Below are 13,069 nucleotides of genomic sequence, written 5' to 3'. Positions count from 1 at the left end.
ATGCTGACATCCCCGCAGGACATATTAAAAACCGTTCGGCCCAACCAGCGCTGTATCACAGCCGAGCAGGCCAAAGCAGAAATGGCGGCCAATCAAGGACTGCTGATTGACGTGCGAGAACCTCAGGAACATCAGGAAAAAGCCGCATCAGGTGCGCTAAATATTCCCCGAGGCGTGCTGGAATTCCAATTACCAACGCTGGAAAAGGACCCCGGCAAGCCGCTGTATCTGCACTGTGCTGCTGGCGGCCGGGCTGTGTTTGCCGCCGAACAGCTCACCCGCATTGGGTACCAGAATGTCAGTGTGATCACTTGCAAAGCCGATGAAGTATGTCAGGTTTTTTCCTGACGGGCCGCGATATCAGCGTCTGAGCGGGTGACACTTTGATAAAGCCAGACCATGCGGTCAAGAAACCAGGTTTTGCTCAGGATCACACCCAAAGCCCCAACACAGGTGCTGATGGCTTCATGAAACCACAAGCCCACGGCACACACCAGTGTGCACAAGGTCAGCAGCACCATAATCACTTTGATCACCTGATAATGCACTAAAGGCACGCGCTCGAGCTGATAGATAAGGATCTGCTCACCCAATACAGCTTGCGATGCCCAGTTGTGCGTATCTCTGGGTTTACTGAAGCATCTGGGGTTCAGCCAGACCCAGAGCAGCAGCACCACAAGTACAGGCCAAAAAGCAACGCCAAGCCAGTCACGCCACCACAGACAGGCAATCATCAAAGGCAAACAGGAATAGCGACTCCAGACACTCCAGGGATTGGTGTGGCGTGCCCATACTTCTTCGCTCATAGCAAAATACTTGGCAGCAGTTCGTTGCATCATATCGACCTCATAAGATCAGTTTACTTACCAGCCAGTGTAGCCAGAGTCGGCGTTACCCTCTGTTTAAAAATGTCAACGACCGAGTACATTTTCTGACCTTTTGGCGCAACTCACTAACAGCGCAAGTTCCCTCCTGACCTTACACTGAGCGCACCATAACAACGCATTCGGGTTATTCAGATAAGGAGACAATCATGTTAAAGGGCTTTTCTCTTCTCACCACAGGGTTGCTTATCGCTGCGCTGCTCAGTGGCTGCGGCGACACCAAAGATCACCGTGGCACAGTACAAAAGCACCCGGGAGTCTGGCAAAAAACCGCCTACGGTGAAGTGCTCGATATCACGGCACAGAGCCTAAGCCGCTATGAGTTTAATACCTATGCTTGCATCAAAGTCGCGCAGCATCCACTGCCACTCAGTGATGAGTTTGAGGTAGCCCAGGCACAGTTACGCAACAAAGAACAACTACAACTGACCTATGCAGGCGAAGTCTACCCGCATATCTATGATAGTCAGACATCACTCCCCGAGGTTTGCCAGTCACCGTTATCCGTCAGTGCGGATGCCAGTCCGGTACAGGTTTTTGAGTACTTCTGGCACGCATTTAACGATTATTATGCCTTTTTTGCACTGCGCGATATGGACTGGCAGGCACAATACACCCGTTATCGTCCTCAGATCCAGGACGAGATGTCTGATGACGCCCTGTTTGATGTGCTGACGCAAATGATTGACCCCCTTGCCGATGGCCATGTCTCGGTTGCCAGAACGCCGGGACATCCGTATTTTGTGATGAAAGACGCGCCTATTTTGCGCGCAGCCCGCGGTACCGCCAGCCATTATCTGCGCTATAACATGCAACTCAGCGATGAACAGGTCTTCTCTGAGCTGGTTTTGGACTCATTGAACGTCAGCCAGCAATACCTACTCGCTGACAGCATGGGCAGTTTTCCTGCAGAGCGGCAGGAGAAAACCTTACTCTGGGGCAGGACCAAGGACAATGTTGGCGTACTGGTGATCAACAACCTGTCACAATACAGCAGTGACCCGGACGCTGATGAGACTGAACACCTCGACGCTGCCACCGAGCTGATCGACAGCATTGTGACCGAGTTGGCCGATACCGATGGACTGATCCTCGACATTCGCAACAACATAGGTGGCGACGATGCCATTGCTCTGGCTATTGCCTCTCGTTTCAACTCATCTAACCGTTTGGCATTTAACAAGCAAGCACTTAACCGCGCAGGCCAGGGCGTATTACTCAGTCAGTCTCTGAATACACACCCCGAAGCCTATACCCAACCCGTTTACTTGCTCACCAGTCAGCTGACAATCAGCGCCGGTGAAGTTTTTGCAATGGCCATGATGCACCTGCCACACATCACGTTACTCGGAGAAGAAACTTCGGGAGCGTTGTCGGATATGCGCTTTTTCACCTTACCCAATGGATGGGAAATCTCACTTTCCAATGAAGTTTACCGGGATGCTCAGGGCATGTTATATGAACAGAAAGGGATCCAACCAGATATTTCCGTGCCTGCCTTTTCCATGCATGCGCTGGAAAGTGACCGCTTTGAAAGCTACGACCTGGCGTTAAATTTGCTCGGCAAAAACACCACAGCATCCTTGTCCGTCGATGAGTTTGAACGTCAGATAACCGCATTGCAGCAACAGGGAAATATACCGGCGGTCGCCGTCAATATTATTCATCATGGTCAGTCAGTCTACAAAAAAGGATTTGGTCAGGCAGATACTCAGGGCACAGCGGTTGATGCACACAGCCGTTTTTACCTGGGTTCTGTCAGTAAAACGCTATTGGGGGCCACCTTAGCGCATGCCGTTGAACAGCAGCAAGTGGACCTCGATATCCCCATTGTGCACTATCTGAATTTCTCTATCGATTTTCCGACCCCTCTTGCTCAGGCCATCACCTTACGTCAGCTGATCACCCACACCAGTGGTATCATGGACTTTGAGGACGTATATCGTTGTAACTATTATATTCGAGAGGACGGAGGCAGCTTATATAATCGAGTCAGCCAAAACCCCGTTTGTGCTGAGCCAGTTGACATTGATCTTGAAAGGTTTTTCTCAGCCTATCTGACACAATCAGGCAGCAACTACCATACGCAAAATTTTGTCAGTCGCTTGGGTCTGACGAACAATCAAGCCGCTATCTACACGAACATAGGCTCTGCCCTGGCCGGCTATGTCACTGAACTTGCCAGTGGCAAAACACTGCCTGAATTAACCCAGCATTTTGTCTTTACGCCGCTGGCTATGGCACGCAGTGAATGGGCTATTGCAGCCCCTCGCGATGCTGTAGTGCAGCGCTATATTCACCACCCGGAAAGTCAACAGTTGGTCCCTTTACCTGCTTATGGCAATATCACCTACAGTGAAGGAAGCGCAATTTCTACTGCACATGACCTGGGGAACTTTCTGATAGCTGCGATGCAACAAGGTCAATTCAATGGCCAACAGAGCCTGTCTGCCAACGCGGTTAACGCGATGCTCAGCCCGCAAACACCTGTCCCAAGTATCACGGTTGAGCGAGGGTATTTCTGGGGAATCGATGGCGATAAAATCTATCATAGTGGCGATGATCCGGGCGTGCTTACTCAGATCTATGGTGATTTACGTCACCAAAGTGGTTTTGTATTGCTCACCAATGGAGATTCAGGCAACAACACCAGCGCACAGGCTTACGACGATATAGAGCAACTGGTTCTGCAATTTAGTAACAGCTTCGCCGTGCGCACCAAACCCATACCTTAGAATGTATTAGAGTGCATACGCCCCGTCTCTTCCGATAGAAGCTGAGGCGGGATAGCAGGTAACTGATACGGTGCGACCAGCTTATCAAGGATTTTGTTTTCCGCCATCTGACGCATGTGATTACTGAATTCACGACCAACATGGCTTTGTGCAAATTCACGGCTCATTGCCATGTGGCCATAAATCACCTGAGTATGACGATATACCATCTTTCTCAGTTGATGGGCTGGCTGAGCCAGGACATTCATTGCCAAGTCGGCTGTATCTTCCACGGCGATTACCAGATCAACCCGCCCTTTAAGCACCAAATCAATGGCTACCCGCTCAGACGGTACCTCAACTTTATCAAGCCGCGTGTCTTTATCAAAACGCGGGAAGAAAGCAGCCCCGCGCATTATCGCTATCCGTTTTCCAATCAGATCTTCGTAGCGCTCAACTTTAACCTGACTATGCTGATGCCCATAAAAAACATAAGAGGAAGACAGTGCCATATAAGGCGGTGTCACAAACGACATCTGGCTCTCACGAGCAGGTGTTCTGACCAGGCCGCCCATGACATCAACCTCTCCCTGCGCCAGCATACGAATACAACGAGAGAAAGGACAGGGCACAGCCTTGACTGTAATGTCTTCATCACTGTGGTGTTTGATGTAATTGAGAATGTCGAGGATCAGACCTTTAGCATTCCCCTTTTCATCTAATGCGCTGTAAGGCGGTGCGTGATCAACCGCGACCAGAATTTGTTCATGGTCTGCAAAGGCTTGTTTTGTTGAATACAAGCTCAATACCAGCATGATTGCTAAAAAAAACTTCATTGCACTACCTACCTCTTGGGCAACTCAGCAACCTAACTCGTCTCCATGTCACAAATATGTCATAAAAAGATAAAATCTTAATCGTTAAGATAACACAAGGTTTCGTGGCTTACTCTGGTTTTTTGTGATTTATTTCGTTTTGATGACTTGAGATAACCTGGTAGGGTCGCAACGAAAAATAGGGCATCACCGTAAGTACATGATCAAGCAAGTCGGCTTGCAAATGCTCATATGGTACCCAGCGTTTATCCTGACTAAAGCAGTATAACTCTACAGGCAAACCATACTGCGTGGGTGCCAACTCTCGCACCATACACAAACACTCCGGATTCACTTGTGGATGCGCTTTCAGATAAGCTTCGGCATAGCGACGAAACAAAGACACATTACTCCAGTGCTGCTCTGTACTCTTTTGCACAATCTCTGCCACCTCAGGCAACGCTTGGCTTAGCGCGCTCAGCTCATCCGGACTCAGTAAGTGGATAGAATCAAAATCAATATAGATCGCTCGCTTTATCCGGCGTCCGTTGGACTCCTGCATGGCCCGCCAGTTTTTAAATGAGTCAGAAATGATTTTATAGGTCGGAATGGTGGTTACTGTGTTATCCCAGTTGCGCACGCGCACGGTATTGAGACCGACTTCGATTACCTCACCGTCGGCACCAAATGCATCAACCTGGATCCAGTCTCCGGTTGCCAGCAGGCGGTTGGCTGCAATCTGAATACTGGCCACTAATCCCAAAATGGTATCCTTAAACACCAATAAGGTCACGGCAGCGATGGCACCAAACCCGGACAAGATATAGGTTGGCGACTTATCTATCGCCAGGCTGATCACTAAAATGGCACAGACAATAAAGATCAGCAGTTTGCTGACCTGCACTAAGCTCTGAATAGGGACACTTTTGGCAAATGGCTGCTGGTTATAAATCGCGTTCACTATATTAACCAAACTGCTCAGCAAGAAGCCTATACTGATCACCAGCAAAACCTGAGAGACCACGCCCAGCACGTTAAATAACCACAGCGGCGCAATAAACAGCGCTTCTTTGAACGCGATAAACATCAGCGTACACATCACCAACGAGAAACGGCCGCTGAATTTACTCAGATAAGGGGCAAGAAAACCGATTTTAGACGTGGAGTACTCACTTAAAAAGTGCTGAATACGTGGCAGTAGCCACTGACGGATCAACCAAAAGACCAACAGCAAGATCACCAGCGCAAGCACATTGGTACCCAATATTAGCAAACCCGAATAAGAGGTTGAGCCGACCCAGGGAGCCAGCACTTCACTGAGGTGTGTTACCTTCATGCTTGCTTCACCTCATCGACACACACCGTGCCCCGCCCCTGTTGTTGCTCCCAATAAGCAGTCAGTTGCGCATCTTTGTCGAGCCACAGCTGATTCAGGTAAGCCTGAAATGCCACCCGGTATTGCTTGTCTGTCTGGTAGTTGCCCAGTGGCACACTGGCCATTGATAATAGTCGGATACGCACATCGATGCGCTGCAATTTGCCACACATAAAGCTGCGGCAGATATGCTGATCCGGGCTCTGATAAATCACCGTAGCATCAAGCATGCCGTCGAGTTGCTGTGCCAATACTTCTAGCGCGAAAGCCACGCCACCCGCTTTAGGTTTGAGCAAATTGTGAAACTCTCCCCCCTGACGCAGGTGCTTTTGTGCGGTAAAACGAGTCCCTTCAACAAAATTAATCACCGTCGTAGGGTGCTGTCGAAAATGACGACAACTGTGCCTCGTGCGCTCGACATCCATCCCTTTGAGCTTAGGATTTTTAGCGATTTTCGCCTTGCTTGCACGCTTCATAAAGGGCATACCCAGCGCCCACGCACCAGTACCAATCAGCGGCACATATTTGAGTTCATCTTTCAGGAAAAATTTAGGTGCAGGTAATCGGTCTAGTGCGCTAAGCACCACAATGTCTAACCAGCTGATATGATTGGCCACCAGCATATACCAGGCCTGCTCACTCATTTGCTCAGGCAAGTCCAGCACGACCTCAGCACAACCAAGCTGAAGCCCCAGGCGATTGCCCCGGCACCAGCCTTTATATGCCCAGTGCAGTATGTCTGACACACTGCGCAGTGGCAAAATACACTTTACCAAACCCAATGCAAATACGACAACGCCCCACAACAGGGTGTTAGCCAGCAGTATCACAGTAGCCAGCGATCCAGCTAGCCAGGCTGGTAAAAACCTTTTCAACATACCACCTCCTTCACCTAAACAACAACTCAGGACTGTTGCTACTTTTCATGCTGTTCGGCAGACACGACAGCCCGGCTGTGATCCGCTGCCAACGTCTCGAGCTGCTGATCTTTTAGCCCCCACAGACGGTTTAGCTCGCTTTGAAAGCGTACCCTGAATTCATTGTCATTACTGTAGTCGCCAATCAAATCCTGACTGACTGGCATCAACTCAATCTGCACGCTAACCTCGTCAACGCGCCCGGCAACAAAGTCCATAAAACTGGGAATACCACCAGGATAATGAATGGTCACATTCACCACCTGATTGATCTGCTCTCCCATTGCCTGCATCACAAATGCGATACCACCCGCTTTTGGTTTGAGCAGATGCTTAAAAGGGCTATTCTGACGCTGATGCTTTTGCTCAGTAAAACGCGTCCCTTCGACGAAGTTGACGATACTCACCGGCATGGTTTTAAATTTTTCGCATGCCTTACGTGTAGTTTCAACGTCTTTACCACGCAGCTTAGGGTTTTTCTTCAGCTGACTTTTACTGGTCCGTTTCATAAACGGAAAATCAAGTGCCCACCAGGCAAGCCCAAGTACAGGCACGTAAAGCAATTCTTTTTTCAGAAAAAAGTTCAGAAAGGGAATTTTACGGTGTAACACCCGCTGCAAGATCAGTATGTCTACCCAGCTTTGATGGTTAGCGATGACCAGATACCAGTCTTTCGCTTTCACCGTTTCAGGCATCGACACATTGAGTTGAAATGGCGAAACAACCGATTGGTTGAGATTATTACCTGCAACCCACAAGCTGGCACACCCTTTGGCAATGCGGCTGGCGACTTTTTGCACAGGCGCAATTGGTAAGAGTTTGATCACCCCTAATAAAAAAATAGGAATAAACCAGACCAATGTATTAATAGCGTATAACAGTAACCCCAGCACCTGACGGATTAACGACATGCAATGTTCCTTTACTACCACTGACGATGGTGTGAGTGACTGCACACTCAGACCATACATTTAGACAAACAAGCTGGCCCTATTACATCATACCGGGGCCTCGGCTGCCAAGGTTCGTGGGGCAGCCGGTACTTACTTACGAATGGACGGGAACTTAGTCTTCAAAATAGGTATAGCCACTGAGCCCGGCATGTAGCTGCGCCAGATAGTCGGCTTTAGTTGCCTCATCAACCGCCAGAGCAGAGATTTGTGTGGTAAAATTCTCTGCCAGTGCAGCTTTGTCATAGTGTACAAACCTCAGTACATCTTCAACGCTGTCGCCTTTGATGGCATTGCTCAGCTCGTAGCCTGACTGAGTGAGTTCCACATGAACCGAATCGGTATCGCCAAACAGGTTGTGCAAATCGCCGAGGATTTCCTGATATGCCCCCACCATAAACATTGCAATATGGTACTGCTCACCCGGCTGATAAGGCGGAATAGGCAAGCTGGATTCAATCCCCGCCCCTTCTACGTACTCCCGGATCTGGCCGTCTGAATCACAGGTTATATCCTGGATCACCGCACGTTGTGTGAGTGGTTGATCCAGCGCTGCAATAGGCATCACAGGAAATAACTGTTGGATCCCCCAGACATCCGGTAAGGACTGGAACAACGAGAAGTTCACAAACAGCTTATCCGCCAGCTTTTCATTGAGCTCGTCCAGCACTTCGCGGTGTGAGCGCGAATGAATATTCAGGCATTCTTTGACTCTTTGTAAGATAGTGAAATACAGCTGCTCAATTTGTGCCCATTGCTGCATGCCAATCAGGCCATGAACATATTGATCATGACCATCACCAAACAGGTGCATGGCATCATGGTATGTTTCTATGGCCAGTCTGGGAGTCAGCCTTTGCAATGATAACCACAGCTCCTGCTGGATATGATGTGCAGATTGGGCCGGCATACTCGGGATGGTCTGATAAGGCGCTTTTTCCACGTCAATCACGTCGGTGATTAGCACTGCATGGTGTGCCGTCAGTGCCCGGCCGGATTCGGTAATGATATCCGGATGACGCAGCCCGTGCTGCTCCGCCACTTCAGCAAAAGCACCCACAACATTGCGGGCATATTCAGCCACGGTATAATTCATTGAGCAGGCACTGCGAGACCCGGACCCTTCGTAGTCCACACCCAGACCGCCACCCACATCGACTGTTTTTAATGGCACACCCAGCTGAGACAGCTCGGCATAATGGCGGGCACACTCACGTAGTGCGCGCTGAATATCGCGGATATTGGCTATCTGAGAGCCAATATGAAAGTGCACCAGTTGCATTAAGTGCAGTTTGCCTTGCGCTTTGAGCTTGTCCACCGCACTGAGTACCTGACTGGCCGTCAGACCAAACTTCCCTTTTTCTCCGCCTGTGTTCTGCCATTTTCCTTTACCAATGGAATTGAGACGAATACGAATGCCAATGGCCGGCTCAATACCGAGAGTTGAGATCTCCTTGAGCAAAGTATCCAGCTCAGAGAGCTTTTCAATCACGATCTGCACTTTATGGCCCATCGCCTGGCCGATCATTGCCAGGCGCAGGAACTCGCTGTCTTTGTAACCATTGCAAACAATGGTGATAGGATCTTTGGCAATGCCCAGTATCGCCATGAGTTCGGGTTTAGACCCGGCTTCAAGACCAACCAGGCCGCTCGGATGTGCCAGTAACTTACTGACTACGGAGCGTTGCTGATTCACCTTGATAGGATAAACACAAGTGTATTGCCCCTGATAAGATTTGGCTGCAGTTGCCTGTGAAAAAGCCTGTGTCATGGTCTCGACGCGGCTATTGAGAATATCGGTAAATCGTACCAGCACGGGCAAAGTCAGGCCTTGCTCCTTGAAGCGCTCGGTTAACTCAACCAGTGAAATAGCCGGTTTTGCGCGATCGCCATCGGGATAGGCAACCAGCTCCCCCTGCTCATTGATGTCAAAATATCCTTCACTCCAGTGAGTGACGTTATAAGTAGCACGTGCGGTTTGCAAACCCCAGGTCATGGCAATCTCTATTAACTAGCTTTACAGACTGCATATTTTAATACTTAAGGCCAAGATGTGACAATCTTTTGCCAGACCAAGCAACAAAACAGGCCCGTCATTTTGGCGAACTTTGCTGGCCGAGCAACTTTCTCACCTTGCTTTGTTCCTAACCGAGTCGTCGTTTATGCGCTAAAATAGATTGAGCTGGGGCGAAAGCGCTGGCAAAATCTCTGAAAAATTACATCTGCATGAAGGCAACAATGTCAAATTTAGAAGCAAACCGCTGGTTTACTGAGATCAGCGACCGTGATGGCAGCGCGTTCTCATTGCGCGTCAACCGTAAACTGGACGAAATCCAGTCGCCATTTCAGAATGTTGAAATGTACGAGACCACAGATTTTGGTAATCTGATGATCATTGACGGCTGCACTATGGTCAGCACCCGGGAAAACTTTTTCTATCATGAGATGATGAGCCACCCGGCTTTATTTTCTCATCCGGCACCCAAGAATGTGGTGATCATCGGTGGTGGTGACTGCGGAACATTGCGTGAAGTACTCAAGCACCCGGACGTAGAAACCGTAACCCAAATCGACATTGACGAAGTCGTTACGCAAATGTCATTAAAGTATTTCCCTGAGCTGTGTGCCTCTAACGATGACCCACGTGCCACCGTGATGTTTGATGACGGTATCAAATATATGCACAACGCGGCGCCAGAATCAGTCGATGTGGTTATTGTCGATGGTACCGATCCGGTCGGACCTGGCGAAGGTCTGTTTAACCATGCATTTTACACCAGCTGTCTGAAGGCACTGCGCCCGGGCGGCATTCTGGTTCAACAGAGCGAATCTCCATTGATGCACATGACCTTGCTAAAAGAAATGCGCCAGGCCATGCTGGATGTCGGCTTTGTTGATCTGCAAACCCTGCCATTCCCACAACCTATTTACCCAAGTGGTCTGTGGTCAGCAACGCTGGCACGTAAAGGCGAGATGTTTAACGGCTTCCGCGAACAGGATGCCGAACAAGCTGGCTTTGACACCGAGTACTACAATACCGGAATACACAAAGGTGCGCTGGCAACCCCAGGGTTTATGCGCCGAGCCTTTGAGAGCAAGGACTAATACCTGCACACAGGGTGATTTAACCCTGATACAAATAACCCGGCATCAGCCGGGTTTTTTGTTTTTTGCCTGTCAGTTATTCCTGATGGTACTGACGGCTGAATTCATGTACGGCGTTAATAAACACGCCTGCATTCTCAGGGTCCACATCTGGAGTAATACCATGACCCAGATTGAACACATGTCCTGATCCCTGACCATAGCCAGACAGGATATGCTGTACTTCTTCACGAATACGCTCTGGTGTACCGTGCAACATAGACGGGTCCATATTGCCTTGCAGTGCGACTTTGTCACCCACGCGGCGTCTTGCATCGGCGATGTCGATTGTCCAGTCCAGACCAACCGCATCACAGCCCGTTGCCGCAATGGCTTCAATCCACTGGCCACCATTTTTGGTGAACAAAGTGACCGGTACTTTGCGACCATCGTTTTCACGGATCAGACCATCTACGATCTTATGCATGTATTGTAGCGAGAATTCTTTGTAGTCGCGTGGGCTTAGCACGCCACCCCATGAGTCAAAGATCATCAGCGACTGGGCACCAGCTTTGACCTGAGCATTGAGGTAATCAATAACAGAATCTGCAACTTTATCGAGTAGCAGGTGTAAAGTCTTGGGCTCAGCAAACGCCATCTTCTTGATCTTACCAAAGGTCTTGCTGCTGCCACCTTCAATCATATAAGTCGCCAGCGTCCAGGGTGAACCAGAGAAGCCGATCAGCGGCACTTCGCCTTTCAATTCACGGCGAATGGTGCTTACCGCATTCATTACATAACCCAGCTCATCGGTTGGATCCAGCTTAGGTAGTTTTTGTACATCGCTCAGCGAGCTGATTGGGCGCTCAAATTTAGGACCTTCACCGGTTTCAAAATACAGGCCCAGTCCCATCGCATCCGGGATGGTCAGGATGTCGCTGAATAAGATCGCCGCATCAAGCGGGTAACGACGCAACGGCTGCAAGGTTACTTCACAGGCCAGTTCTGCGTTTTTACACAGACTCATAAAGTCTCCGGCTTGCGCTCGGGTCGCTCGGTACTCAGGAAGATAGCGGCCAGCCTGACGCATCATCCAAACGGGCGTAACATCTACGGGTTGTTTCATCAACGCGCGCAGGTAACGATCATTTTTCAACTCGCTCATAGCGTAATTTCATTCCAATGCTGTAAAAATTGCTCAGATTGTATCATTAACTTCAATACGTCACTATTGAAACAGCATGCAAATTCCTGTCACCATGATCTGGATTAAGCGCTTTATGTCACCATGGCTATTTCTTACACAAACTGTGTAAAATTAAACCCCTTTTACTTCAATGCATTACAAACCAGATTAAAAACACACGATTAAACTGTTTGCAACAAGGGTAAAAGCTTGCTATAAATTTGCTGCGCTAAGAAGAATAAAAACACCTTTAAAACCAATAATAATAAAGCTCTATTGCTAAACTGCATTGATGGCCGCTCAGGAATACCCCCTGGAGCGGCTTTTTTGTTTAACTAATTTTAAACACCTTATCGTCCGGAACGACCACGTAAAACCGAGCAGCCCGTAAACAAGAGTTATTCCAGCCCCTACTTCGGAAACACACCCCGTTATTTACTCACTTGACAAAAAAAGAGGTTGACCTTTGCATCAGTTTTCCTTTTTATAGAGGTCAGATAAACAATTTCGGCATAACCGGTGTTCGGTTTTTTACTATCAAGTTTTGACCCCACTTTGGGTCAATCTGTGCCGATGTTTTTGGCAAGCCACGGGCAGATAATGACCCGCTAAGGAGATAACTATGCTGTCACGCTTAGAACAAGCCCAACAAAGGTGGGGAGGTAGCCATAGCGTTATCGACAACTGGTTAGCTGAACGGCAGGAGCTTTTGCTGCTGTATTGCAAAGTCGCAGGATTGTCACCTTTCGAACAGGATGACCATGCCCTGCCTGATCAGCTACAGATCCAAACGTTTTGTCAGATCCTGATGGATTACCTGTCGGCCGGGCACTTCGAAATTTATGATAACCTGGTCGCAGCCTGCAAAGAGAAAGGCCCGCAAAGCCTGAAGCTGGCGCAGTCGCTGTATCCCAGGATCACGGATACCACCGATCTGGCACTGGACTTCAACGACAAGTATGCAGAAATGCAGCCAGACAATCTGATGTCAGACTTTGATAAAGATCTCTCTGAGCTGGGTGAAGCCCTGGAACTGCGCTTTGCACTCGAAGATGAGCTGATTGATAACCTGTACGCTAACCACAGCGAAGATTGATCACACAGAGTGACACTTTAAAGTAGCAAAACAGACAATAAAAAAGGA

Annotated in this window: 11 protein-coding genes; 4 read left to right on the top strand and 7 right to left on the bottom strand. The window is 49.0% G+C overall.

The window, feature by feature from the left end:
* Window positions 1–348 (top strand): rhodanese-like domain-containing protein, encoded by a 348-nt coding sequence (locus tag CWB98_RS20785; protein WP_138546573.1) that lies wholly within the window; start codon window positions 1–3, stop codon window positions 346–348.
* Here CWB98_RS20785 and CWB98_RS20780 read toward each other — a convergent pair.
* Window positions 333–839: a DUF6653 family protein gene (locus CWB98_RS20780; RefSeq protein ID WP_054017628.1), complete on the bottom strand. Its 507-nt coding sequence runs from the start codon at window positions 837–839 to the stop codon at window positions 333–335. The genes CWB98_RS20785 and CWB98_RS20780 overlap by 16 nt on opposite strands.
* A gap of 194 nt (window positions 840–1,033) precedes the next feature.
* On the opposite strand from CWB98_RS20780, the gene CWB98_RS20775 reads away from it, so the two are divergent.
* On the top strand, window positions 1,034–3,619 hold the full coding sequence (locus CWB98_RS20775) for a serine hydrolase (RefSeq protein WP_138546572.1): 2,586 nt from the start codon (window positions 1,034–1,036) through the stop codon (window positions 3,617–3,619).
* On the opposite strand, the gene CWB98_RS20770 is transcribed toward CWB98_RS20775, so the two are convergent.
* The 5 genes from CWB98_RS20770 to speA form a co-directional block, all read right to left on the bottom strand.
* Complete coding sequence (locus CWB98_RS20770) at window positions 3,616–4,434, bottom strand: substrate-binding periplasmic protein (protein WP_138546571.1); 819 nt, start codon at window positions 4,432–4,434, stop codon at window positions 3,616–3,618. The two genes, CWB98_RS20775 and CWB98_RS20770, sit on opposite strands and share 4 nt — an antisense overlap.
* Window positions 4,435–4,543: 109 nt before the next feature.
* Window positions 4,544–5,749, bottom strand: coding sequence for a mechanosensitive ion channel family protein (locus CWB98_RS20765; RefSeq protein WP_138546570.1), 1,206 nt, complete (start codon window positions 5,747–5,749; stop codon window positions 4,544–4,546).
* The gene (locus CWB98_RS20760; protein ID WP_138546569.1) at window positions 5,746–6,666 is read right to left on the bottom strand and encodes an acetyltransferase; all 921 of its coding nucleotides are present in this window, start codon (window positions 6,664–6,666) and stop codon (window positions 5,746–5,748) included. Before CWB98_RS20760 ends, CWB98_RS20765 begins: the two co-directional genes overlap by 4 nt.
* A 38-nt stretch (window positions 6,667–6,704) precedes the next feature.
* Window positions 6,705–7,616 (bottom strand): acyltransferase, encoded by a 912-nt coding sequence (locus tag CWB98_RS20755; RefSeq protein WP_138546568.1) that lies wholly within the window; start codon window positions 7,614–7,616, stop codon window positions 6,705–6,707.
* 154 nt (window positions 7,617–7,770) lie between these two features.
* The gene (speA, locus tag CWB98_RS20750; RefSeq protein ID WP_138546567.1) at window positions 7,771–9,651 is read right to left on the bottom strand and encodes a biosynthetic arginine decarboxylase; all 1,881 of its coding nucleotides are present in this window, start codon (window positions 9,649–9,651) and stop codon (window positions 7,771–7,773) included.
* Between the two features lie 242 nt (window positions 9,652–9,893).
* On the opposite strand from speA, the gene speE reads away from it, so the two are divergent.
* A complete protein-coding gene (gene speE / locus CWB98_RS20745; protein ID WP_138546566.1) occupies window positions 9,894–10,760 on the top strand; it encodes a polyamine aminopropyltransferase in 867 nt (288 codons plus the stop codon).
* A 76-nt stretch (window positions 10,761–10,836) separates the two neighbouring features.
* On the opposite strand, the gene hemE is transcribed toward speE, so the two are convergent.
* On the bottom strand, window positions 10,837–11,904 hold the full coding sequence (hemE, locus tag CWB98_RS20740) for a uroporphyrinogen decarboxylase (RefSeq protein WP_046006930.1): 1,068 nt from the start codon (window positions 11,902–11,904) through the stop codon (window positions 10,837–10,839).
* A gap of 643 nt (window positions 11,905–12,547) precedes the next feature.
* Between hemE and rsd the strand changes: the two genes are divergently transcribed.
* The gene (gene rsd, locus CWB98_RS20735; protein ID WP_138546565.1) at window positions 12,548–13,021 is read left to right on the top strand and encodes a sigma D regulator; all 474 of its coding nucleotides are present in this window, start codon (window positions 12,548–12,550) and stop codon (window positions 13,019–13,021) included.
* The last annotated feature ends 48 nt before the right edge of the window (window positions 13,022–13,069 follow it).

Origin of the sequence: Pseudoalteromonas rubra, from assembly GCF_005887115.1 — a bacterium.
Classification (GTDB): domain Bacteria; phylum Pseudomonadota; class Gammaproteobacteria; order Enterobacterales; family Alteromonadaceae; genus Pseudoalteromonas; species Pseudoalteromonas rubra_F.
This window is presented reverse-complemented; position numbering and strand designations above follow the sequence as displayed.

Coding starts and splice junctions, on each gene's coding strand:
- CWB98_RS20760 (WP_138546569.1), bottom strand. CDS start 6,666: ATGTTGAAAAGGTTTTTACCAGCCTGGCTAGCTGGATCGCTGGCTACT.
- rsd (WP_138546565.1), top strand. CDS start 12,548: ATGCTGTCACGCTTAGAACAAGCCCAACAAAGGTGGGGAGGTAGCCAT.
- CWB98_RS20755 (WP_138546568.1), bottom strand. CDS start 7,616: ATGTCGTTAATCCGTCAGGTGCTGGGGTTACTGTTATACGCTATTAAT.
- hemE (WP_046006930.1), bottom strand. CDS start 11,904: ATGAGCGAGTTGAAAAATGATCGTTACCTGCGCGCGTTGATGAAACAA.
- CWB98_RS20765 (WP_138546570.1), bottom strand. CDS start 5,749: ATGAAGGTAACACACCTCAGTGAAGTGCTGGCTCCCTGGGTCGGCTCA.
- CWB98_RS20775 (WP_138546572.1), top strand. CDS start 1,034: ATGTTAAAGGGCTTTTCTCTTCTCACCACAGGGTTGCTTATCGCTGCG.
- speE (WP_138546566.1), top strand. CDS start 9,894: ATGTCAAATTTAGAAGCAAACCGCTGGTTTACTGAGATCAGCGACCGT.
- CWB98_RS20770 (WP_138546571.1), bottom strand. CDS start 4,434: ATGAAGTTTTTTTTAGCAATCATGCTGGTATTGAGCTTGTATTCAACA.
- CWB98_RS20785 (WP_138546573.1), top strand. CDS start 1: ATGCTGACATCCCCGCAGGACATATTAAAAACCGTTCGGCCCAACCAG.
- CWB98_RS20780 (WP_054017628.1), bottom strand. CDS start 839: ATGATGCAACGAACTGCTGCCAAGTATTTTGCTATGAGCGAAGAAGTA.
- speA (WP_138546567.1), bottom strand. CDS start 9,651: ATGACCTGGGGTTTGCAAACCGCACGTGCTACTTATAACGTCACTCAC.